The organism is Oculatella sp. LEGE 06141 (genome assembly GCF_015207605.1).
In the GTDB taxonomy this organism is placed as follows: domain Bacteria; phylum Cyanobacteriota; class Cyanobacteriia; order Elainellales; family Elainellaceae; genus Oculatella.
In genome coordinates, this window is sequence record NZ_JADEWO010000014.1 from 98,312 (window position 1) to 118,845 (window position 20,534).

The 20,534-nt window shown below is 47.8% G+C and carries 18 protein-coding genes; 7 read left to right on the forward strand and 11 right to left on the reverse strand.

Annotation, left to right across the window (positions count from 1 at the left end; all coding sequences use genetic code 11):
- Nucleotides 1-170 precede the first annotated feature (170 nt).
- Complete coding sequence (locus IQ268_RS12455; RefSeq protein WP_193878989.1) at nt 171-1,277, reverse strand: phage integrase N-terminal SAM-like domain-containing protein; 1,107 nt, start codon at nt 1,275-1,277, stop codon at nt 171-173.
- Between the two features lie 153 nt (nt 1,278-1,430).
- On the opposite strand from IQ268_RS12455, the gene IQ268_RS12460 reads away from it, so the two are divergent.
- From IQ268_RS12460 to IQ268_RS12470, 3 genes are read left to right on the forward strand one after another with little or no spacing between them, the layout of a single operon-like run.
- Nucleotides 1,431-2,228: a DUF4058 family protein gene (locus IQ268_RS12460; RefSeq protein ID WP_193878992.1), complete on the forward strand. Its 798-nt coding sequence runs from the start codon at nt 1,431-1,433 to the stop codon at nt 2,226-2,228.
- Entirely contained in the window at nt 2,228-2,770 is a 543-nt protein-coding gene (locus tag IQ268_RS12465; RefSeq protein WP_193878995.1) for a hypothetical protein, read from the forward strand. The genes IQ268_RS12460 and IQ268_RS12465 overlap by 1 nt, the downstream gene beginning before the upstream one ends.
- Entirely contained in the window at nt 2,770-3,471 is a 702-nt protein-coding gene (locus IQ268_RS12470) for a hypothetical protein (protein ID WP_193878998.1), read from the forward strand. The genes IQ268_RS12465 and IQ268_RS12470 overlap by 1 nt, the downstream gene beginning before the upstream one ends.
- A gap of 50 nt (nt 3,472-3,521) precedes the next feature.
- Here IQ268_RS12470 and drmC read toward each other — a convergent pair whose 3' ends face one another.
- The 8 genes from drmC to IQ268_RS12505 form a co-directional block, all read right to left on the reverse strand.
- A complete protein-coding gene (gene drmC / locus IQ268_RS12475) occupies nt 3,522-4,319 on the reverse strand; it encodes a DISARM system phospholipase D-like protein DrmC (RefSeq protein WP_193879001.1) in 798 nt (265 codons plus the stop codon).
- 14 nt (nt 4,320-4,333) lie between these two features.
- Entirely contained in the window at nt 4,334-6,208 is a 1,875-nt protein-coding gene (drmB, locus tag IQ268_RS12480; protein WP_193879004.1) for a DUF1998 domain-containing protein, read from the reverse strand.
- Nucleotides 6,205-10,218 carry a DISARM system helicase DrmA gene (gene drmA / locus IQ268_RS12485; protein WP_193879007.1) on the reverse strand — a complete coding sequence of 1,338 codons (4,014 nt, stop codon included), beginning with the start codon at nt 10,216-10,218 and terminating at the stop codon, nt 6,205-6,207. Before drmA ends, drmB begins: the two co-directional genes overlap by 4 nt.
- A complete protein-coding gene (locus IQ268_RS12490) occupies nt 10,215-12,302 on the reverse strand; it encodes a UvrD-helicase domain-containing protein (RefSeq protein WP_193879010.1) in 2,088 nt (695 codons plus the stop codon). Before IQ268_RS12490 ends, drmA begins: the two co-directional genes overlap by 4 nt.
- Nucleotides 12,303-12,644: 342 nt before the next feature.
- Nucleotides 12,645-13,334 (reverse strand): hypothetical protein, encoded by a 690-nt coding sequence (locus IQ268_RS12495; RefSeq protein ID WP_193879012.1) that lies wholly within the window; start codon nt 13,332-13,334, stop codon nt 12,645-12,647.
- Between the two features lie 174 nt (nt 13,335-13,508).
- Nucleotides 13,509-13,859, reverse strand: a complete 351-nt coding sequence (locus IQ268_RS32235) for a DUF6527 family protein (RefSeq protein ID WP_228035303.1) — start codon at nt 13,857-13,859, stop codon at nt 13,509-13,511.
- A 3-nt stretch (nt 13,860-13,862) separates the two neighbouring features.
- Complete coding sequence (locus IQ268_RS12500; RefSeq protein ID WP_193879015.1) at nt 13,863-15,290, reverse strand: ThiF family adenylyltransferase; 1,428 nt, start codon at nt 15,288-15,290, stop codon at nt 13,863-13,865.
- Nucleotides 15,287-16,120, reverse strand: coding sequence for a multiubiquitin domain-containing protein (locus IQ268_RS12505; protein WP_193879018.1), 834 nt, complete (start codon nt 16,118-16,120; stop codon nt 15,287-15,289). The genes IQ268_RS12500 and IQ268_RS12505 overlap by 4 nt, the downstream gene beginning before the upstream one ends.
- 105 nt (nt 16,121-16,225) lie before the next feature.
- On the opposite strand from IQ268_RS12505, the gene IQ268_RS12510 reads away from it, so the two are divergent.
- The 4 genes from IQ268_RS12510 to IQ268_RS12525 are packed head-to-tail and all read left to right on the forward strand — an operon-like array spanning nt 16,226 to nt 17,753.
- Nucleotides 16,226-16,579: a helix-turn-helix domain-containing protein gene (locus IQ268_RS12510; RefSeq protein ID WP_193879021.1), complete on the forward strand. Its 354-nt coding sequence runs from the start codon at nt 16,226-16,228 to the stop codon at nt 16,577-16,579.
- A gap of 1 nt (nt 16,580) precedes the next feature.
- Nucleotides 16,581-17,138, forward strand: a complete 558-nt coding sequence (locus IQ268_RS12515; protein ID WP_193879024.1) for an ImmA/IrrE family metallo-endopeptidase — start codon at nt 16,581-16,583, stop codon at nt 17,136-17,138.
- A gap of 34 nt (nt 17,139-17,172) precedes the next feature.
- Nucleotides 17,173-17,508, forward strand: a complete 336-nt coding sequence (locus IQ268_RS12520) for a DUF6883 domain-containing protein (RefSeq protein WP_193879027.1) — start codon at nt 17,173-17,175, stop codon at nt 17,506-17,508.
- Nucleotides 17,508-17,753 (forward strand): DUF4926 domain-containing protein, encoded by a 246-nt coding sequence (locus IQ268_RS12525; protein ID WP_193879030.1) that lies wholly within the window; start codon nt 17,508-17,510, stop codon nt 17,751-17,753. The genes IQ268_RS12520 and IQ268_RS12525 overlap by 1 nt, the downstream gene beginning before the upstream one ends.
- Here IQ268_RS12525 and IQ268_RS12530 read toward each other — a convergent pair.
- Together IQ268_RS12530 and IQ268_RS12535 are read right to left on the reverse strand one after the other, a co-directional pair.
- Nucleotides 17,750-19,162: a HEPN domain-containing protein gene (locus IQ268_RS12530; RefSeq protein ID WP_193879033.1), complete on the reverse strand. Its 1,413-nt coding sequence runs from the start codon at nt 19,160-19,162 to the stop codon at nt 17,750-17,752. The genes IQ268_RS12525 and IQ268_RS12530 overlap by 4 nt on opposite strands.
- A 159-nt stretch (nt 19,163-19,321) precedes the next feature.
- Nucleotides 19,322-20,533, reverse strand: coding sequence for a hypothetical protein (locus IQ268_RS12535; protein WP_193879036.1), 1,212 nt, complete (start codon nt 20,531-20,533; stop codon nt 19,322-19,324).
- Nucleotide 20,534: the final 1 nt, after the last annotated feature.

Below are 20,534 nucleotides of genomic sequence, written 5' to 3' on the forward strand. Positions count from 1 at the left end.
CATCAAAAATAGCAACAAAACTTTAAGCGAAACCAGATTCACTAGGAACCTGTACGCAGGACTGAGAACAGTGGCCAAAAAACCTCTTCGGGATTAGTCAGACCAAATATGCCTGATAAATAGTATGTATCAAGACCAGCTTAATTGAGCATCCATCTTTGAAATTCGTCTCATTTCAACTCACTGTTTTGGGGAGGCTCTTCCCCAATAGATTGATAAAAAGCCCGTTCAGCCGCTGCACCGAGTGCTCGCTTGGCATATCGCTTGAAGCTGGCTTCTGATTTATGACGGGTCAGTGTCCGAGCATGAAGGCTTTCAACCCCCCGTAAGAGCAAGCCAGTAGCAAACGTGTGGCGTAACTGGTGAGGATGAACATTCAGTAAAGTCAGGATTTGTTTGAGTTCTACCTCACTAAACTGTCCCCATCTGTCCTGAGGATCAGGTTCTAGCTCTCCTTGCTCAATTCTTTGCCGCCGCTCTAATGCCAATTGAGCCTGCTCTGCTGCAATTTTACCCAAAGACTTAACTACATAGTAGAGACCTTGATACCCCAATCGATTGCCGCTCCGATTCCGCCCACATGACAGAAACAAGGGAGCATCCGGTAGCAAATCCCCTTCCTCAGAACGACGCTGGACTAAATACGTGTTCAACTTTTCTCGCGCTTGGCGGCTCACCGGCACCGTGCCCGTACTGTCATCCTTGGCTTCACGGATGGCTAGCCGCACGCCATCATAATCTGCAACGTTCAAATTCACGACCTCTTCCGCGCGCAAACCATGACCTAGTACGGCTAGTAATGCCCGATCGCGCACCTCCGTCTCCCCTCGTTCCTCCAATGCCAGGTACAGCGCCGCTATCTCGATTTCTGATAAATCCCTGGCTGGGGGCAAAGGCACCCGCTCCATCTCTACTGCTGTAGTGGGATCATGGGCAATTTGCTCCGGATAAGCCGCTCGAAACCAATCAAAGAAACTCATTAGAGCCGTCAAGGCTCGATTAATAGAGTTGGGAGAAAGGTTTTGCCCCTGCAAATACGCTTTGAACTGGGCAATCTGGCGAGGCGTGAGATCTGACCAGGCTCGATCGGTCCAAGCTAAAAACCGCTTCAATTCCCGTCGATAGGCTTTTTGCGTGTTATCAGCCAGCGATCGCGCCTGGAAATATTCTTCTACTCGCAACCAACGCAGATCCGTGGGTTCGGTTGACCGGGGTGGAACTGAAGTCTGAGCAGAAACCAGCCGGATGGGGGGTAGCCCTTCTGAATCAGAAAACATGCCAATCGCCACACAACAGAGGTTGCCACCTTGAGTTTAAAGCATTTCAAGTAAAATATCTGTACAATATCTTTTGTACGACTAAACTACGACTAGGTTCACAGCGGTTAGGGTATACTAAATGAAAATCCTTGCACTGTGGGAGTCTCACGGATGCCGTCGCCCTTCCCTGGCATGAATCCCTATTTGGAACAGCCAGCCTTCTGGTCGTCGTTTCACACCCGACTGATGGTGGCGATCGCCGATACGGTAGCGCCCCAACTGCGCCCCAACTATTACATTGAGGTGGAAACTCGCACCTACCAGGATCAAGAAGAGCCAGAAGAAATCCTGGTGGGTATTCCAGATGCTGCTGTCTTAGCGGCTCGGTCAATCGATCAATTGGAGCCGTTGCGAGTTGAATCGGGTGTAACGTTAACTCAGAAGCGACCTCGCTCCATTTTCTTGCCCCAGCCAACGACCATTAAAGAGCGCTATTTAGAAGTTCGCGAAGTCGGCACAGATACGGTCATTACAGTGATTGAGGTGCTGTCACCCAAAAACAAGCAGAAAGGAAAAGGCAGAACGGCTTATGAAAACAAGCGCAGGCGAATTCTGGGCAGTCTCTCCAATCTAGTTGAAATTGATCTAATCCGGGCTGGCATCCCGATGACAATGATCGGAGAGGTGCAGCCGAGTGATTATCGCCTCATTGTGAGTCGTCGTTCACAACGTCCTCAAGCTGACCTGTATGACTTTGACTTGCGTGAACCCATTCCCAGTGTGCCGCTGCCGCTAAGACCCGAAGATGAGGAACCGTTGGTAGACTTACAAGCTATTGTGCAGGGTGTGTGCGATCGGGCGGGGTACAACGAACGCATCGACTATCGTCAGCCTGTACCACCGCCCAAGCTATCGGAGGCTGATCAGCAGTGGGTCGATGAATTACTTGCCCCCCTCAGAGGTGCGTGATGGCACGTCCCGATCAGGAAAAATGTCGGCTTTGCTCTAAGCTTGACTCCCAGGAAGCCCAACAGCGTCATGGATCGGATGGGGACGGATGCTGGAATCCGAATGTTTGCCATAACCGCCGTTCCTACTATCGCCACCGGGGAGTCCGGAACCATGTCCGCAAACAGCGACGACGCGGACAGCAAACGGAACAAGCGCTATCAGAACCGGACGTTTCTACTTCGGTAAGGGTGGCAACCTTAGAGATACTGGCTCCAGCCGTTCCTGCTGCGGTTGTTCACTGGTATCGCATAACCAAGGATTCGCCGCTGCATGCCCTGGGCGCAGAACTCTGGATGGGAAACGATCGGGTTGCTAAAGTTGAACCCGTTCACTGTTTGGGGCTGACCGAATTGCATGTCAAAACCTTGCTGGTTCGGATTCTCGATGTGTTTTCGCAGCATAGTGGAATCAAGGTAGAACGCTTTCGTTCCTCGGTTGAACTCCATCCCCATAACTGCCCGATTCGACCCTGCCCACTCTATCCAGAGGTTAGGCTGTAATGGAAGTGCAGCAGTTAGAGCTTGATCTCTGGCAGTCCCTGGAGAAAGCCTCTCGGTTTCCAGAGACGGCGGATCTGCGATCGCTCTGTGACGCGCTAGAGCAAACCCTATCTGACCAGTCTCTGGCAGAACAGTTGACTGTCGCAGGGGATGTGTTGGTACAGCTCTCAGAGGTTCATGCCGCACGAGCAAATCTCTTGATTTCCGGGTGGGAGCGTCGGCATAACCCGGCTGAACCGGTGGTAAATCTAGAGGACTGTGTCGATCTGTTCGTCCAATCTTTAACGCTGGATGTATCGGATCTGTTTGAAGAACCAGAGCCAATTCAGTACCCTGCTAACCGCAAGCAGAAATCATCCATTCAGGAAGAGGGTTCAGTCGTCGGGGAAGTCGATAAGAATGCGTTGTTGAATTGGGTCGATCAAGTGGCAGCAGATCAAGCACTTAATGAAGCTCAGATGGCGGAGCAGATTCGGGATCTAGCACATGGAGAAAATGTAGAGGAGTGGTCGAAGGCGATCGCCCAATATCTTCAGTGTTTCGGCTCAAACATTCGTCTACCTGATTTACAACAAGCTTTAAAAATGCCGATCGTCGAGTTATGGCTCGGTTTGCTATTAGGAGGATACCCTTTAGAACAGCAGGGTGAATTTTATAATAGGCAAACTCTCTGGATTACTGGTGCTACCAAAGGAGTATAGCGGTATCAGTCCAGTTGAATGTAGGAACGTCATTCATCTATTTACACCATTTACCTGAGTAATGAAAAAACGTTTTGATGAATGAGTTGATTAATATGGTTACTAACACAACTGGCTAGAGATTGACTATGGATAAGTAATCCCATTTCCATATTCAGAGTTAAAGCATACCCAGTTAAATTGGCACTGGAAATAAACAAATCATTGCCGTCTGCGATCGCGCACTTCATGTGAAGTGAACCGTGTTTGCCGTCTTTGCCTTGAGGGCGTTTAGACTTCTCCCAAATAAACACCTCAGATCGCTGGGCGACTTCTGCTCCCAGTCCTGCTACAACTCCAAAAGGAACCTTACCCTCCCCAACTTCTGGAGTTTCGGCAATAATCCGCAAGTGTACTCCTCGATCCAGTGCGACAATCAATGCTTCTGCAATATCGGGTACTTTGTAGACCGCAAAACTGACAATCGTTAGTTCTCGTTGGGCTGCTTGAATCAACTGTTTGAGCACCTGCTCTGTTTTCCGAACAGGAATATTGGAGACATCAGGACCTGTCCAGACAATTTCGGCGGAAAGCGCAGAGTGGGCCGAGGCGATCGCATAGGCAGCTGAGCGTAACGCCAAGGCAATAGACTGGCTATCTAAGTTTGTTGATGCCTGATGCCAGTTCTCCAAAAGCTCAAGAACAGCTCGCCGAAAATTGACGTTTGGCAACTGGCTCAGTACCCTGGCTTTCAATGCTTCACTGTAAGACCCTGCGGATTCTTCCAGAAAGTCTGCCAGAGAATTCAATGCAAGCGGTGGTAGTTCTTTCGCAACCCGGTGAATTGAACTGAGTAATTTTGAGTTCACGGGGTGGCTCTCCATTATTGAAAGAATGCCAACTGTTGACGATGTAACGTTGGGACAAGCAGCGATCGGTCTAAGAATTTATTCCCTCTTTCGCATGAAGTTTCAGGACTGAATAGACAAGCATGGCAGGCTGCCCAATGTAGACAGGCATTGCCTTGAAGTGGATCATGTTCTGCACAGAGAGGATCAGAGGCGCATAGGCGTGTTTGCTCTAACGCTTGGGCAATGTGGTGTCCCAAAATTGCAGGTTCTCCCAAACTGACTAATCCCCCCAAAGTTCCTTCACTATCTGGGGCAGCGGTATAAATCAACAGCCCTGCTTGTGGTCCATCTTCGTCACTGACTGGCTTGGAATAGAGCCTTTCACGCAAACTGGCTGCATTGTAACCACACTCGATCGCCAGTTGCCGCATCAAGGCATGGGAGAAGGAGTGAATCAGCATATAGCGAATGCCAGGAAATCTAATCTTCAGTGGATCAAGTCCTCTGTTTTGACACCAACGTTTATGTGCCTCCCATGTCTGGCTTTGGTGTTTGCTGACGGCAGCTTGCTGCTCCCACTGCTCCAGTGACGGTTCATCAAACTGCAAGAAAATTCCCTCTCCTTTCACTTCGGTCGTTGGAACCCACTGGGGAGCACTCCGGCTCAGCCTGACTCGATATTCCTCTGGGATTTCTCCAGCGTCTTCAAAATCACCGGGAGACTGAATCCGGGTGAAGCCGATCAAGGATTGAACCTCCCGGAGGCGTTCCACTAAAACAACTTGAGTAAACCATTTTTCAAAGCCTTGAGGCGGTGGAACTGGACGAAGCTGAAAATCTTTCGTGTTTTTGCTGGAGTCTGCCGTGGAGAAAACTTCCCACTCCGGAGTCCTTAAGTCATGAGTTATGTCACTCTCTGAGCTTCCTGCTTGCCGCCTTTGGATTTCTTGCCAAATATCATCAATTGAGTATTTGGCGAATTCTTGAAGTTCACCGACCGCTTGAAATGCATCCAGTAGAATTTTGAGCACGTCGCCGCTAGTTGCCTTACTCAGCCGGGTCCAGTATTCACCCACCAACTCACTCAGTTTATTAGACGCAGTCGGAATCGAGAGCGCAGACAAGCTAATGCCGAACCAGCTATTGGAAGCACCGAGCAAAATCCCTCGCATTTGTTGGTCGCAGAAATCGTCAAAGCTACGGAGATGGGGATGTCGTCCCCGACAGCGAGGCATTGTTTTTTTACCTTGCTCTCCAAAGGCATCGGATAATCGACGGGGTGACGCACCACAGCCCTCACCTTCGCACTTGACCACAATATCAGCCGCCGTTCCCGAAACTCCATATTCTTCCAGTCGCAAAGGTCCCCGGCAGTTCGTATTACCGCGATGGACGAAGTACAGCCAGGGAAAGTCATCTAAGTGTCCGTGTTCGCAGGCAACCAGGAACCGAGCGGGTATCACTTTGGGAGGTTTCCCTGGTTTACGGCAATTTTTGTGGATGTAATGGCTTTCTTGAGGACGGTAGGGATTGGACTTGAGTTCAAAATATCCCCCCTGCAAGGGAGCTAGAAAACGACAGTAGGGACAAACCATCCAGGCTGGAAAGGGCGCTACGGGAATGCCAATCCGAGCGGCTTCATCAAAGGGGTTAAAGCCACCAGAATCCTCCTGCAAAGACATCGGAGGAGATTTTAATTGCTTGACCTGCTTGCCTAACTCTCGGCGCACGGCTGTCAGAAGCCGTTCCTCGGCAACCTCAATGCCATAGCGGTCAGCCCAATCCTCCAATCCCAGCACCATGACAGAGAGATTTGGGAGGTCAACCACTGCCCCAACCCCATAGGAGAAGAGAATTTGACTGGGGCGAAGTTCCCCAACACGGTACTTATAGTTTGCCTGGGTCATAGTTCAGATGGGTCAACAGACATGGGTTGAGGTAGACGGCTAAAGTCTTCATCAGGGACGCTATCGGTGAGAATGAGTCCGATGGTTGGCTCCACGTTTCTGAGGGAGTTGAGACAGGTGAACTCTTGCCAATCCCCTTTTCCGGCAGGCTTCAGAAGGTCGATCGACGTACCATCCTTTGAAGCAACCTTGTATTTAAGTGTGCCGCCACCTGGGGTATTTTGAGCACTGCTCAACCAGACATCGAGCTTTGATTTCAGTTCTTGCTGAACGTAATCTGCAACTTTGGTATTGGCTACTAATCCAGCTCGCTGTACGATCGCGTCGATCGCAGCCTTTAAAAACGGATGGTTCGATTGAATTCTTCCTGCATGATGGTTGGGATTAAAGTCTTGACCCGATAACCGGATCAAAGAAACGAGTAAAGCACTGAGTCCCCGGTACAGAGCACCCGAGGAAAAGGGAGTGACTGATAAAGCTTCAACGTGTTGGTAAAACGTTGCATGGTAATGAGCAAACCGCTCATAGTGTGACAAGTCTCTGGGACGTGCCCAGTTATAAACAGTAATGACTAAACCAGGATACGTTCTGCCGACTCGCGAGGTTGCCTGGATGTACTCAGCCGTATTTTTGGGCTGCCCACAGACAACCATCAAGCCTAACCGTTTCACATCCACTCCAACGGAAATCATATTGGTTGCCAAAATGACATCTAACGGATCACGTTTGTCTACTTTCTGGTTGTTCTTTCGTCTGGTACGGTTTTCTGCTTCTTGCTCTGGATCAAATGTCGTTTCCATCCAATCCAAAATGTCTGGAATTTCAGTTGAATCTTTACGGGAGGTCAACTCATCCATCAGCAACCGGGTTCGTTTGGCTAATCCCCGCCGATCCATCTTGGCAAGCCGAGACCGAATATCATCATCTACTAAGCGCCGAGTTCCGCCTAATTCTCGTAGGGAGTTAAAGTAGCCAACGAGGGTCATCCAGGGGTCAGCTTTTGTACCATAGCCTTTGGTTTCATAGAGATACTGAGAGGCCGATAGAGAGGCAACATAAACTCGAATTAATGCGGCCTTAATTCTGCGACCAGGGGCACAAATACCTAGATAACGACGGCCAGGATACTCTTCGCTAGGTTGCCGTTGGCGGGAGAAAAAGTTGTCTTCAATGTCTAGTCCCTGTGGGGGAAAGACTTGCACTTTGCGGAGAAACAAATTGTGAACTTGAGCATTCGCCTGTCGAATCGTGGCAGTTGAGGCAACCACTTTGGGACGGACTAACTTTCCATTCACTGTCCACGAGGCAAGCTGATCAACCGCCGTTTCATACAGTCCGACCAGGGTTCCCAGAGGACCACTAATCAGGTGAAGCTCGTCCTGGATGATCAGATCTGGGGGACGTAGCAATGGATGCGATCGGGTTTTAGCCGCAGGTAGCGTGCTGGTCTTTTTGTGGGAATCCTTATCATCTAAATCAGGAGAACGGAATCCATGCCGTTCACATAGCCCATTCACCTGCCCAAATAGCATTTGAACTTCTCCTTTCCAGGGCATTTGGGCAAATTTATCGACGGTGGCAATCAAAAGTGTGGGTAGGCGACGATAAATCTCCTCGTCAACCACCACCACAGGAAGCCCTTCACCTTTTGAGAAAAGGCAGCGACCCAGTGAATCACCACAAAAAATGAGAGTACGCCCATCCCCTTTTTCTACTGAAGTTACCTGAATGTGCTTACCGGGTTCAATCCGAGTCCCACACCAGGGGCAGTTTGTGAGCTGATGGGGAGAACCGCCCCGGTACTGCTGGTGCTGTCCCCGAATTTGTTTAACAAACTCCTCGCTCTGAGCTGTATAGTTTGGGGTGCTGCGTTCCCCAACCCAAAGCCCGATCCGAAAAGGTTCTTTACCCCATTGATCCTCATCATCGCGACGGATTGACTCACAGGCACAAATCAAAGCAGTGGCTCGCTGAAACTGCTGAAGGGTTAGTAGTCGCAGCGTATAACGCATTAAAACGGCGACACCAAACTCACCACTTCGACCTGCGATCGCCCCCTGTAACCGTCGTAGCCCAATCGTATAGGCTGTCAGCCCCAGATAAGCTTCAGTTTTTCCACCGCCAGTTGGAAACCAGAGCAAGTCAGCGATCGCATCAGTCGGATGCGTTCGATCTGGATGATGCAGATCAGTCATACTGGGCAAGTTCAGCAGGATGAAGGCAAGCTGAAATGGATACCAACGACGGTTCTCATACTGGTCGATTGTTTCCAGAGTCGTCTCGTTCCCTTGACGTTTCTGCTCTGAATAAAGGGAGTGAACCCGCTGTTGCCACATTGCCCTGTTCATAAACCGGAAAGCCTCGGCTGCTTGAACATCGGTCTGAAGCAGGGACACGCCTTCCTGAATCCGCTTGAGGGCAATCCGGCAATTGTGGATGACAGTCGCAGCCGGATCTTGATAAGTCAGTAACCCAGATGCCGGATCTGAGATCCGGGTTTCTTGCTGGTCAATCCAGGCTTTATAGGCATTGATCAAGGCTATTAGTTTGACAGAAAGGCTACCGATCGGGGTTTCTGATAGCTCTTTCATATCCAGGACTAACCCTGCAAGTTCTGGAATCTCCTCTGCGGTTGGAGGGGTTGTCTTCGGTACTTCATAAACTGGAACCACACTCGTTGAGAGACAAACTGCCTTTTCGGTTGTATGAGCAGCCAGTTCTGCTTGAACGCTAACGCCATGCCCAACAGCAAATTCAACTTGCTTACGGTAAAGCATTGCCATTGCCTGCGCTTCAGCCCGGATCACTGGGTCAATATTTTGAACAGTCGCCGGCAATGGATTACGAATAAAGATAGGTGAGCGGTCAGGTGCCCGGACGCTTAACTCCGGTTGAAATAACCATGCTTCGTCCCGACGTTGCTTGGGTTCGTGCTGTCCATTCACGAGAAATAGCGTAATAATCCAGTCTCCGTTATCCTGTTGTCGCGATCGCCCCTGAACATAGACATCGGGACCTGCTTCGCCCATCACAACCCAGCGGCACGCTTCGCCATCTAAAGGCAATACGGTACTGCCTCCCATTGGGTAACGTTTCCAGACGAGCTTGGCATTGCCGTCTTCCTTTGGAAATTGACTGGCTTCTCGGCGGTAGTTGCCCCATTCTGCTGTGATTTCAATCGCTTTGGCTTCACCGCTGACGCAGAAAGTCATGCCAAGTGAAGAAGGAAACATCGTCGGGGTAGAAGTTGCAGTTGTTTCAGTGGCTCCCTCCTCCTGGTTGCCCTTGTCGGCGATCGCCAATTCGTCTTCCTCTTCAGGCTGCTCACCTAAGATTGTTGCTTGGCGATACTGAGGAGCCAACAAGCCAACCAAATACCGATCCTGAACACTGTCCTCCTCTACTTCTTCCTCCTCACCCTGGACTGGTCCCCGTAAATCCTTGAGAATGGCATCCTCTAGTTCAGCCCGAATGTCGTAAGCAAATGGAATTCTTTTTGATAGGAGCGACTTCGTTGCATTTGCATCAGATGAACTGTTATTTTCTGTTAGCTCAACCGTTTGTTCAACTACTTTTGAAGATTCCTCAGCAACCTTTTCTTCGTCTTTTATATATTGGAGTTTTAATAAAGTGCCCTGACCATCGGAAGCTTTCCCCTCGGAAGGAACCAATTCGGCTTTAAACAAACTGTCTTGTTGCCAGATTTGAGGAGTAATCTTTGAGGGATTAGCAGATGATTTCTGGCGAGATTTTTTGGGCTTTGTAACAGCTTGTTGTGAAAAGAAACGGCTAATTTCTGCCATGACAGAATCCGCCATTGAGCCATCAACACCCAGGACATCCGCATCGTTCGACAGATCCAGCCCGTTTAGAAGCGTCGCCAAGACTGACTCTGAAACAGATACAACCGCACTCCAATCCAGTTGGACTGTGCGATCGCGGAGCTGCTGGTTAACAGCCGCAAGATCCAGATCACCAGGGAGAATAGCAGGCAGTCGAAGGCTGTTCATGCGTTACCTAAATTCCAAAACTGAGGATCAAAGTCTTGCAGGAGGCTGCCTGGCTGATGAGCCGGAACGAGAACCATCAGAGCGCGCATGGCTCTGGTCATACCCACAAACAGGGTGCGACGTTCACGAGCCAGCATCTCTGCAATTTCCTCGTCTAATAGTTTCTTGGTTACTGCCGAAAAGGGAGAGTCTAGAAAACCTGCGATCGCCACGATCGGAAACTCCAACCCTTTCGCAGCCTTGAGCGGCAACACTTTAATGCCCTTACAGTTCAAGTTTAGTTCTCGACTGGTCATAAACGTCGCCTCAACTCCCAAGTAGTTAAGCTGTCCTACTATATTCTTGCCAGATTTTTCAGTCGGCGTTAGTATAGCGCAGGCTCCTATCCCCAGGCGAAACTCGCGAGCGGCAGTGCGACAAAACTGAGCCAATAGAGAACCTTCGGAAGGGCGATCGGCAACAGCGCGGACTACTGGTAAGGGACCTGTATGGATATACAGCCGTTCAATGTTGTCTTCGTCCAGAATGCCTTCCTGCAAGTAGGATTGAGCGGCTTCCCCGACTTCTTGAGTGGTGCGATGATTCATCCTCAAAATGCCTGTGCGTCCAACAAATTTGAGGGAGTGATGCACCTCAGACCACCGGAAGCTGTTGCCGTAGATTGATTGATTGGCATCAGCGGTGATGAACAGCCGATTCGATTCGCGGCAAAGCCCTACCAAAAAGCGCAGCACAACGGGACTGAGATCTTGGGCTTCATCCACCACAACCGCGTCATAGACAGGCGGATCTGGCATCGTGTGAAGGCGATCAAGGGCATAAAGCCGCATCTGTGCCCAGGTTGCTATTCCCTGATCTTTCAGTAACTGATTGAAATGAAGCCGCAGTGTCCAAATTGCCTGTCGCTGAGATTTGTTGAGAGAGATGTTGCGACCAGTACGGGTAGTCTCTTGATAATCTGCCAGCGTTTCGATGCCCCGTGCATCAATCACATCTGTCAATTCCTCGAGCAAATACTCTGGTTGGAGCCGTTGCAGGATGAGCCGCTGTGCCTGTTGTTGTAGAACATTGCCTTCTAGAGCGGCGATCGCTTGAGGAATGGCTTGTCGCAATAGCTTGCTTAGTTCGTTAGTTTGAGCGATCTGAAATTGCTCAGTGGCATGGCTGATGGAGGACATCAGTGCATCAGCCGTTTTGACCTCTACAAAACGGGCATCCTCACCCAGGAGTTGGTGCAGCAGTTGCTCTGAAAAGGTAACCAGGGCATTGGTGTAAGTGGTGAAGAGAACCCGGGGTTGGCTAACGCCACTGGCTTGAAGCTGTTTGAGAATTTCACGGGTGCGATAGAGTGCAACGGTACTTTTCCCTGTACCTGGACCTCCTTTGAGGAGGGTTGGTCCCGTTGCATTCATTGCCCAGGTAACAAATCTTTCTTGTTCAGGATTAAGTTTGAGGAGAAAACCCAGGAGATCCCCTTCCTTAAAGCGGAGTAGCTCATCAGGACTGCCGGTGACGAAGCTAGGTTGGTTAAGGACTTGATCGAAGTTGGGGGCGGTGATGCAGTCAAACAGGCGATCGCGCACTGCCCCTGGCACATCGGCTTCTAACAAGTCATCAAAGGTACGACAAGCAAGGAGGGTAGGAAAACAGGTTTTGGGAATGAGCAGGCGATCGAGTAATTCCTCGGTTAGCCCAACGGGTAAAAGGGTTTCCACTTGAGACATTTTAGATTCAGGTGGCAGCACCTTTTCAGGGGCTAACAGATTTTCAAGATTGGCAAAGGCAGCGACATCGACCTCAGTTTCTTCCGCTATCAGTTTGTCGCCCTTATAGATATCCTTACGGGCATCAACTCCAAGCAGGGCAACCCAACCATCACCGTAGGTATAAATGATGCGGAAATCTCCAGACCGCAGGCGGTAAATATCGCCTTTATAGCCGTGCAGCTTTTTCTTCAGCTTACCGTGGGGCTTGGGGTCATCCCGCAAAACCTCGATTTTCTCCAATACCTGGATGACTCGCTCTTTGGGGATAGCGAGGAGTTGGTTGGTGAAGGTAGGCTTATGAATGATCTCGAAGGGCATCTGCAACACATTTTTTGGGCTTCTGTTCTAGTAAACCCAAGAAATCGAGCGATCGCCATAGCAGAAAATATTCTTTTACCAGGCAATTAAAATCTGAGAGCGTCACTGTTTGTATTTACGATTGCCTCACTCATTTCCACATGTAGCGATCGTATCTACTACTCGATTATTAAATACGTCTAAGGAGAAACAGTCTTTTCTAAGCATAGGTGACATCTACCAGGTACCATTGCCGGAATGCCCATACAAGCGGGACAAACTCAATCATTCACTGAAAATGCGACAGCTTGAATCGTCATCATCGCCACATAGACGCTCTCTAAAAAGCCTGCAATCGCTAATTCAGCCTTTAACAGTTGGTCTCGTACACCTCAAGTTGTATAACCCAATCCAGGCTCTCTGAACTTCAGGCAAACGTTCAAGTGTTACTCTGACGAGATCATCATTAATTGCCTCTGGTTCGCCATGAATAAAAGCATTTCTCTTTTTCTGTATCTCGGTAAGGTGCGTCATCAGATCACCATAACCCAATTGCCTCAAATCACTAGCCATCGTTGTACTAAATAGTATTTTATACAAGCGATCAAAGCGGCTTCCAATAGACGAATAGCGGTTAAGTATGTCTTCAGAAATAGGTTTGGGCAAGTGGTAAGTAGCAGCTTCAAAAAATCGATCCATCAGGCTCTCAAACAAAGTCCAGAAGAGGATAACTATCATGAGGCGAAGTGACGGTCTTTTTTCAATAGGCATCCCTGGAAAGCAATCTTCCATAGCTAGGGGACGTTGCCACTCTTGATACATCAATCTAAGCAGAGTGTAATCTGAGTAGCCAATAGCGCCTCGAAATGATGCGGCTACCTCGACCACTTGCCCATCAATAGTAATTTTTTGATTTGGAGTATTGCGATAGTCCTGACCACAAATAAGGCAAGGACTATGAAAATGCATAAATCCCTCACAACTACCACAGATAATCAAACCTTTCCACGGCTCAAACCACCAATCCCATTCATGCGCTAAAGCTTCTGTCATATTGGTTTCAGCTACCACTAAACAACTAAAAATTTGTCATTTTTAAACAGATTTCATAGTAACCCTCCAATGTTTTTAGCCCCCGAACTTAAATTATCTGATCTGACCTGACCACCTCCTCTAGAAACCCACTTAATTCAGAAATGGTTATTCCTCACCCAAGACAGTACAAACTCAATCATCGGGGCACCAGTCAACGCATCCTTGCCGAACCCAGAAATGGCAGTGGCACTCGTTGAGTTGCCTGACTGAAGGATGAATGGTGGGTCGTCCAAGCCAATCTGTAGAAATCGCCCAGCGAGGACGTTGAGCTTTATTCAGCGGCAGTAAGATATTCTCACCGCAACCTCCAGGGCATCGAAAACATGCCCACTTCTGATACTTAGCGTCACCAACCACTAGTATCATTCCTGGCTTGACTTCTTCAGGGGTCGGATGGGTGGGCACGATTTGGGCAGCAAAATCTGGTCTAGGGATAAACCGGAGCCGCGTTAGTAATTGTTGGACAAAGGTACGAAATAGCATGTTTTACCCCACTAGATTGAGAAATGGGTCAACATCCCCTCTGCCCCAGTACTCCACAGATCCGCAAACTGGGCAATATGGGTCAGGATTAGCTCCTTGCCGTCGATCTTCCATAAGGTGAAATTTGCGTACCCGCTGGGCAACTGAACCGTTTTCTCCTCGGAAACCCTGAAGTCGATGCACCAGTTCTTCGATCGCCATGATTGCCACATCAGTCGTGAACAGAACAACAGCGGGACTAGGATTGCCTTCACCCAAAACGTAGGCTTCTGCCTTTCGGCGTTCATATTCAGTGGGGTTATTTCGCTTGAGAGCTTCATCACGTGCGATCGCAGGACTGATAATTCCTCGGCAGAGGAGACAAGTATGACCAGGAACGAGGGCAGTCACCCGTCCGTCCATTGCCTTGATTTCTGGTGGCTCTGATGGCGATACCTCAATTGCCAAACCCATATCAAAAACGGGCGTGACATAGTAATAGGCATAGCGATTAAGCAGCAAGCGTCCGGCATGATCATCCGTACAACCGAAAATGATGTCGCAGGCTTTAAGGGCATCCCGGCATTCTGGATCGCCAATCCAGGACTGGTATGTTTTCACCTGCATTCCCAAGCCTAGCTCCGTTAGCGATCGCGCAATGACCTCCACTTTGGGACGCTTCGCGTCTACATCTGCTTGGGTTGCACCATGCAGACGGTTCAAATTGCTCTCCTCGACAATATCTTTGTCAAAGAGGGCAATACGTCGGAATCCCATTTTAGGCAGCAGCATAGCAGTAGCACTGCCAGTTCCTCCGCAGCCGACAATCCCTACTCGCCACATTGCCAAGTCTTGCTCCAGCACTCTCCCAAACGCTAATGCCTGCCTTTGGAGGATGGGAGAAGATTGCCCCTGCCCTCTTCCTGGGTAATGGAGTCGGATCGATTCACCGACAACTGAGATTAGACGAAGCGGAATCCACTGCTGCTGAGTAGTCCAGAGGCGACCGACCAGCTTTTCATCTGAAGTCAGAATGAGGCTCAGGAGTGACGTGTTCTCTCCGTTTCGATGCTGAGCTAGCTCGACTAAATCGGGTTCATTGGCATCGTCCTGGTCAGAAAATTCTGCAAAGCCCCCTGTATGACTGTGCATAAGCGCAACAGTTAAACCTTGCTCCTGCGCTTGTTTCAAGGTTCGCACGAAGGAATCAGTTTTCCAGGTGATGTGCTGGTCAGAACTCGAAAGGACTTCATCCTCCAGAACAGGCAGAATGTCGTAGGAGAAGAATTTACGATGGGGATGCCCAGTCCAGGGGTCGAGCGAGCTTGATGACTCCCCACATAAAATGTAAGCAGCGCGTTCTACTCCATCCTGGTGGATCAAGAACTCCTTAAGACGGTTCAGGTGACATTCCTGAATTGTCAGGCTAGCAGTCAAGCTGGACGTTATCATGCTGCCACCTCCAGGGCGTGTTCCACCCGCTTCAGCATGGTCCAAATGCCATCTACCCCCGGTCGCCATTCATTGTTATGGCGGGACCAGCGTTGCCACTGCTGTCCGTTAAAAGGAAAGGGCTGGTCGGCGGCTTTTGGGTATTTGGCGATTTGGGCTAGCTTGATCCAAGGAAGGACAAAGAACATATCTGGTGGCGTATCGGGATAACCAAACGGCAAGAGAAGCAGAAGATCGGCTTGCCCAGCATCAAAGCGCCCCGAGGGAAGAGGAAAGCCTCGAATGATCACCCCTTTGTTGGAGCCATCAACGATTTCATCGAATTGCAGCCCTCGACCCGCAAGGTATTCCCGATCTTTCGCCGGTAGAAAGCTGTTGCCCTCGGTGGTGGTTTTCTTACCCGTGAAGAACCGTTCGACTCCCGGCTGTTGCAGGTCAACCAATTCGTTGTCTGCGATCGCCCGATCTTCGGCACCTCGAACTTCGAGCCAGATGCCGTAAGTTGCAGTGTCAACACCCGCCAACTTTTTCAACTCCAGCCCATTGATTAGGGGTCTGCCCCACTCAAATCGCCGACCGTCGATCACCAGCCGGAAGGAGCGATCGCTCTCAAAGGTAATAAATCTCTCCAGCTCTGGCTTACGGAGATCGGTGGTTTCGTCGAGCCGAATTTCTTCTAGTTGACCACCCTGGAGCACTTGAAAAATCAGGTATTCGTCAGCCGGTCTCTTGCCGACCAGATCTAGAAGCTGAAGTCCAGTAATCACCGGGTCATTCACAATATAGGGCTTTTCATCGATTTGAATTCGATACCCTCTGGATGTAACCATAATGCAACCTCCTGATTGCTAGATAGACTTTTAATTGCGAAAGTGCAATTATCTTATTATATTGCACAAATGATTTAGAATTGCAAGAGAGCAATTGGAGGATAGATGCCAAAGGGTCAATTCGACGTTGAAGCTTTCTATGCCGCGTTGGATAGCCAGCGGCAGTCGAAGCGGTTGAACTGGAAGCAGGTGGCTGAAGAGTCTGGTGTAAGCGCGTCTACACTGACTCGCATGGCGCAAGGGAGACGACCAGACGTAGATAGTATGGCGGCGTTGCTAGTTTGGTCGGGTTTGGATGCCAATTCTTTTGTGCATCATGACCGTAGTGACCAGCCTTCGGATAACCTAGCCACGATTACGGCTTACCTACGGGCTGATCCACATTTAACGCCTGAAGGATCGGCTGCGATCGAAGCGGTTGTGAAAGCGGCTTACGAAAAACTTCGTAAGGATCAATAAAATGTCATTACGTCGCGGCTTTAAGAAAGAGACAAATAGCTATGCCAGAGAATTTCGGACAGAACTTGGGTTGAGGGCACATGACCCACTTTGTCCCTGGAGACTTGCAGCCCATCTGGAGATTCCAGTTGTTCCTCTTTCTCAGTTGCAGGCTGAGATTGCCGTTCACCACATCGATTACCTGATGGAACACGATCGCCAGTGTTTTTCGGCAGTAACGGTATTTCGAGGCTATCGACGGATGATTGTTCACAATGATGCTCATTCAAAGAATCGGCAGGCATCAAATATTTCCCATGAATTGAGCCACGCCATTCTTCAGCACCCACCGATGGAGCCATTCGGTGATTACGGTTGTCGCAATTTCAATAAGGAGCTTGAAGATGAAGCAAACTGGTTGGGACCAGCCCTTCTAATTTCTGAAGAGGCAGCATTACATATTGTGAAAACGGGCATGACGATTCCCCAGGCTGTTGACCATTACAGTGTCACTAAAGAAGTTCTTTCAATGCGACTTAACGTAACTGGGGCACGCAAGCGCTATGCCTTTCAGCGATAGATTCCATTAGTTTTTGGAGAACATTCTTCCCTCTATGAAACTCCCGCCTGATGCGATTATTGCAACTGCCAAGTTAACAAAGTATCTGCTGGTTTGGCGCGATGCAGACGACAAATCACAGTTTTTGGCTCAGGCGGGCTATGGTCAAGAGAACTGGCAGCAGTTGGAAGCAGATTTGAGGAAGCAGATTTTACCGCTGGATGCGGTGCCGAGTGATGAGCCAAATCGATTTGGGGATGTTTATGAGATTCGAGGTGTTTTGACGGGAGCAAATGGGGTCAATTTAGCAGTGGTCACGATTTGGATGGTGGAATACGAGACGCAACAAACGAAATTTATTACGCTGTATCCAGACAAGGGGGTTAAATAATGGCATTTGAGTTGTTTACACGAGTGGCACTGCGGAACGACTTCCCCAACCATAAACTGCGGCGGGGAGACGTGGCAACGATCGTGGAGCATCATCCGGTAGCAGATGGGGAGGATGGCTATAGCCTAGAGGTATTTAACGCGGTAGGAGAAACAATTGCCGTTCTAGTAGTTTCTGAGTCACAAATTGAGCCGCTGATGAATAATGAAGTTTTACATATCCGAGTGTTAGATGAAGCTGTTTAGAATAAATTGCTTTGTGTTTTTCCGTTTGTTCTCTGTATGGCAAATTGATACCGCTCATTTCTTTCAAATAAAGCCACGCATTGCTCAGGAGAGAAACCTAATTCCTTGAGAAAACAAGTTTGAAGAAGAACCTCTAGAGTATACGTAAGCCAGTATAAGTCTTCTTCTTTTACAGCCTTTTTCCAAAGCGATTTATCGTAATGAGTTAAGTAATTACGAGTGTCTCGTATCTGTTTAATAAATGAATCTTCATCAGTAATGAGCGGAGAGATTATTTCGCTGGTCTCTTGTCTCAAATCGATAAGTCTCTCTTTCAGGCTTGGCTCATTACTAAAGCTTAGTTTTTGCTTTAGCCATTCCTTGTCTTCTTCTAAAGCGTTATCAATTATTCTAGAAATACGTTTTTCATGCTCTTCTTTGGGCAACACTCGGTTAAATCGCCTTCTACGATGATATGATTCTGCTGCTTGAACAATATTAAGAAAATGGTTTTCCTGATACATTCTTTGACTATATCGAGTGCTGAAGAAGAGGTTGCATACGCTGTCTAACTCAGCCGCGATCGCCAGCCAACGTGCCATTGTATCTCCGAATGTTTCTTTAATATCCTTCAACTGAAACAGAAGGTCATCTGGCAACAAGCGATTGTCCTGTCTTGCCTCAGTGTAGACACTACGATAAATAACTTCGATAGAACTATCCTGTTTGGTGAAATGTGGAGTGTCCTCAGTTGATCGAACTCCGTAGCGAGAAAAAACTAAAACTCGTGTTACAGAATTAGGTCTGTCGGTTGCTAGAGTAATGAAGTTTTGAAGTGGAAAGACAAGTTTAGCCATCCACTCATCAAAAGAAAACTCTTCTTGTGATTTGATTTCAAAATTTGCAGATTGGCTGAAATCTATTTGAAATGGCTGTCCCGCATCCTGCCAGGTATAAACTAACGACAAAACTCCTTGATCTGTACTGCCCCGAACGGGTTCAGGGCGAGTGTATGAGAAATTAAGTTCTCGGATGTTGTAATTATCTTCTTCAAGCTCTTCTTGCCTTTTAATCACAGGAGGATTAGCCCAATCAGATAAATAACTGTACTCTACTGCTACTCGAAAAAATTTTACTTCGTCGAGGCTCGAAAAATGAGCACCGATAAAAGCTATCTTTACAGTATATTTTTCACTGTCAAATCCAGGAATAGAAGAGCGTGAATGAATGACTCTACTCTCACAAAGAGTAATTAATTTACCTTGAGTTACACCCAAAATTATTGGGCAATCTACCTTGCTGTGTTCCTGAAGAGAACCAATTAGTTCTAGCCGAATGCCAGTTGAACTAGAGAATTTAAGCAGTCCAGATACTTGAATCTCTGGGTTTGATGGAATCCACCAAACTCCTATTTCTTCTAATTCTTGCATTTCATAGCCTCAGAATCTTCCAATTAGAATAAGCTGCCCTGAACCGAATCTACCTTAGACTTGCTTTTTTTAGGAGTTACTTTGGTTTTATTCTTACCTTTATCATGCTATCCCATTAACATCCATCATCGAAACAGTTATATGTTCTGGTGATTTCCACTATTTTGATTTTTTCTTATAGTCAAAACCTTTTGGTTTTCTTTTTCTATTGCCTGAAGAAATCTCTGACTCTTCCGAAGCTTCAAGTATTTGAAGAGTATCTTTGCTTATAAAAGCGCTTGGCTTTGAATCATTTATTCCACCTTGTAAGTCTCCAACTAAATTTTGTTGCTCGTCTTTTGCACTATTTTGCTGTTCTCCAGACCAATATGACGATAGATAACCCGTTTTAATGGAATCAATGGGTAATCTTGCCTGAAAGCAAGGTTCAGGAGTAAAGACTACATCTCTTTGCAGCATAAAGTTAGCCAGCTCAGAAGAGATTGGCACACCTAGCTTAGTTCTAATTTTTTGGAGTAGAAAAGCAATATCTAAAACTTGATTTAGCCAAAATCCTACTTCCTCCAATGGAATAACTAAACACGGAGGATCGAAATGCATCATATGATTTCTAATATGGCGTAAATTGTTAAGCGAAAGCACTTCATCTCTTGCGTCATCTAAAGGCTTTCCTGTAATTTGACCAATCCACTTCAATTTGTCAGTTACACGCCTCCCATGTTTCTCACCCAACTTAGTTTTGTCAAATCTCCAGCCAGGAAGTGGATCGTATTCTGCTTTTGTATAAATTTGGTGAAGGGTAATCTCTACTAATGAGATAACATCACTAATCAGCGTTCTTAAATCAAATACCCATTCAATGTATAAGGCTTTATTGGACTCAGCAATGAGCATCTTCCTTATGTTTATAATGCGCTGAATGAGAGAAGCCTGCATGGAACTAATTACATGTCCTTCTCTGTCTAGTTTTGGGGAGATTGGAAACTTTTCTCCATACATCTGTTTAGGTGAATCAATACATATTGTTAATGCATCTGAGGAAGCATCATCAAATTTATGAAAGTTGATTTGCATGACAATATTATTGTCCAGCCAAAAGCACTCATACTTTGGTAAGTTATATTCTTCACTAGAAAAACTTCCAAAAAGCCGAATATTCTTAGCTAGCTCACTATAACTGATTGGCTTGCTATCCTTAAACTCAACCTCTTCCTCTTTTTTATATTTCACTATAAAAGAAGACTCCTTTACCCACTGTTTCTTCGTAAGCTTTTTAGTGGAATAGAATTCTAGAATATCTTTAGTAATACTTGGAATAACACCTGCACGAGGTTGATCCGTAAGTTGAAAGTAATAATGAGTTGTATTCATA

What these genes read in the sequence shown, in the direction of transcription:
- IQ268_RS12455 (WP_193878989.1), bottom strand. Translation starts at nt 1,277, where the DNA reads ATGTTTTCTGATTCAGAAGGGCTACCCCCCATCCGGCTGGTTTCTGCT.
- IQ268_RS12460 (WP_193878992.1), top strand. Translation starts at nt 1,431, where the DNA reads ATGCCGTCGCCCTTCCCTGGCATGAATCCCTATTTGGAACAGCCAGCC.
- IQ268_RS12465 (WP_193878995.1), top strand. Translation starts at nt 2,228, where the DNA reads ATGGCACGTCCCGATCAGGAAAAATGTCGGCTTTGCTCTAAGCTTGAC.
- IQ268_RS12470 (WP_193878998.1), top strand. Translation starts at nt 2,770, where the DNA reads ATGGAAGTGCAGCAGTTAGAGCTTGATCTCTGGCAGTCCCTGGAGAAA.
- drmB (WP_193879004.1), bottom strand. Translation starts at nt 6,208, where the DNA reads ATGACCCAGGCAAACTATAAGTACCGTGTTGGGGAACTTCGCCCCAGT.
- drmA (WP_193879007.1), bottom strand. Translation starts at nt 10,218, where the DNA reads ATGAACAGCCTTCGACTGCCTGCTATTCTCCCTGGTGATCTGGATCTT.
- IQ268_RS12490 (WP_193879010.1), bottom strand. Translation starts at nt 12,302, where the DNA reads ATGCCCTTCGAGATCATTCATAAGCCTACCTTCACCAACCAACTCCTC.
- IQ268_RS12495 (WP_193879012.1), bottom strand. Translation starts at nt 13,334, where the DNA reads ATGACAGAAGCTTTAGCGCATGAATGGGATTGGTGGTTTGAGCCGTGG.
- IQ268_RS32235 (WP_228035303.1), bottom strand. Translation starts at nt 13,859, where the DNA reads ATGCTATTTCGTACCTTTGTCCAACAATTACTAACGCGGCTCCGGTTT.
- IQ268_RS12500 (WP_193879015.1), bottom strand. Translation starts at nt 15,290, where the DNA reads ATGATAACGTCCAGCTTGACTGCTAGCCTGACAATTCAGGAATGTCAC.
- IQ268_RS12505 (WP_193879018.1), bottom strand. Translation starts at nt 16,120, where the DNA reads ATGGTTACATCCAGAGGGTATCGAATTCAAATCGATGAAAAGCCCTAT.
- IQ268_RS12510 (WP_193879021.1), top strand. Translation starts at nt 16,226, where the DNA reads ATGCCAAAGGGTCAATTCGACGTTGAAGCTTTCTATGCCGCGTTGGAT.
- IQ268_RS12515 (WP_193879024.1), top strand. Translation starts at nt 16,581, where the DNA reads ATGTCATTACGTCGCGGCTTTAAGAAAGAGACAAATAGCTATGCCAGA.
- IQ268_RS12520 (WP_193879027.1), top strand. Translation starts at nt 17,173, where the DNA reads ATGAAACTCCCGCCTGATGCGATTATTGCAACTGCCAAGTTAACAAAG.
- IQ268_RS12525 (WP_193879030.1), top strand. Translation starts at nt 17,508, where the DNA reads ATGGCATTTGAGTTGTTTACACGAGTGGCACTGCGGAACGACTTCCCC.
- IQ268_RS12530 (WP_193879033.1), bottom strand. Translation starts at nt 19,162, where the DNA reads ATGCAAGAATTAGAAGAAATAGGAGTTTGGTGGATTCCATCAAACCCA.
- IQ268_RS12535 (WP_193879036.1), bottom strand. Translation starts at nt 20,533, where the DNA reads ATGAATACAACTCATTATTACTTTCAACTTACGGATCAACCTCGTGCA.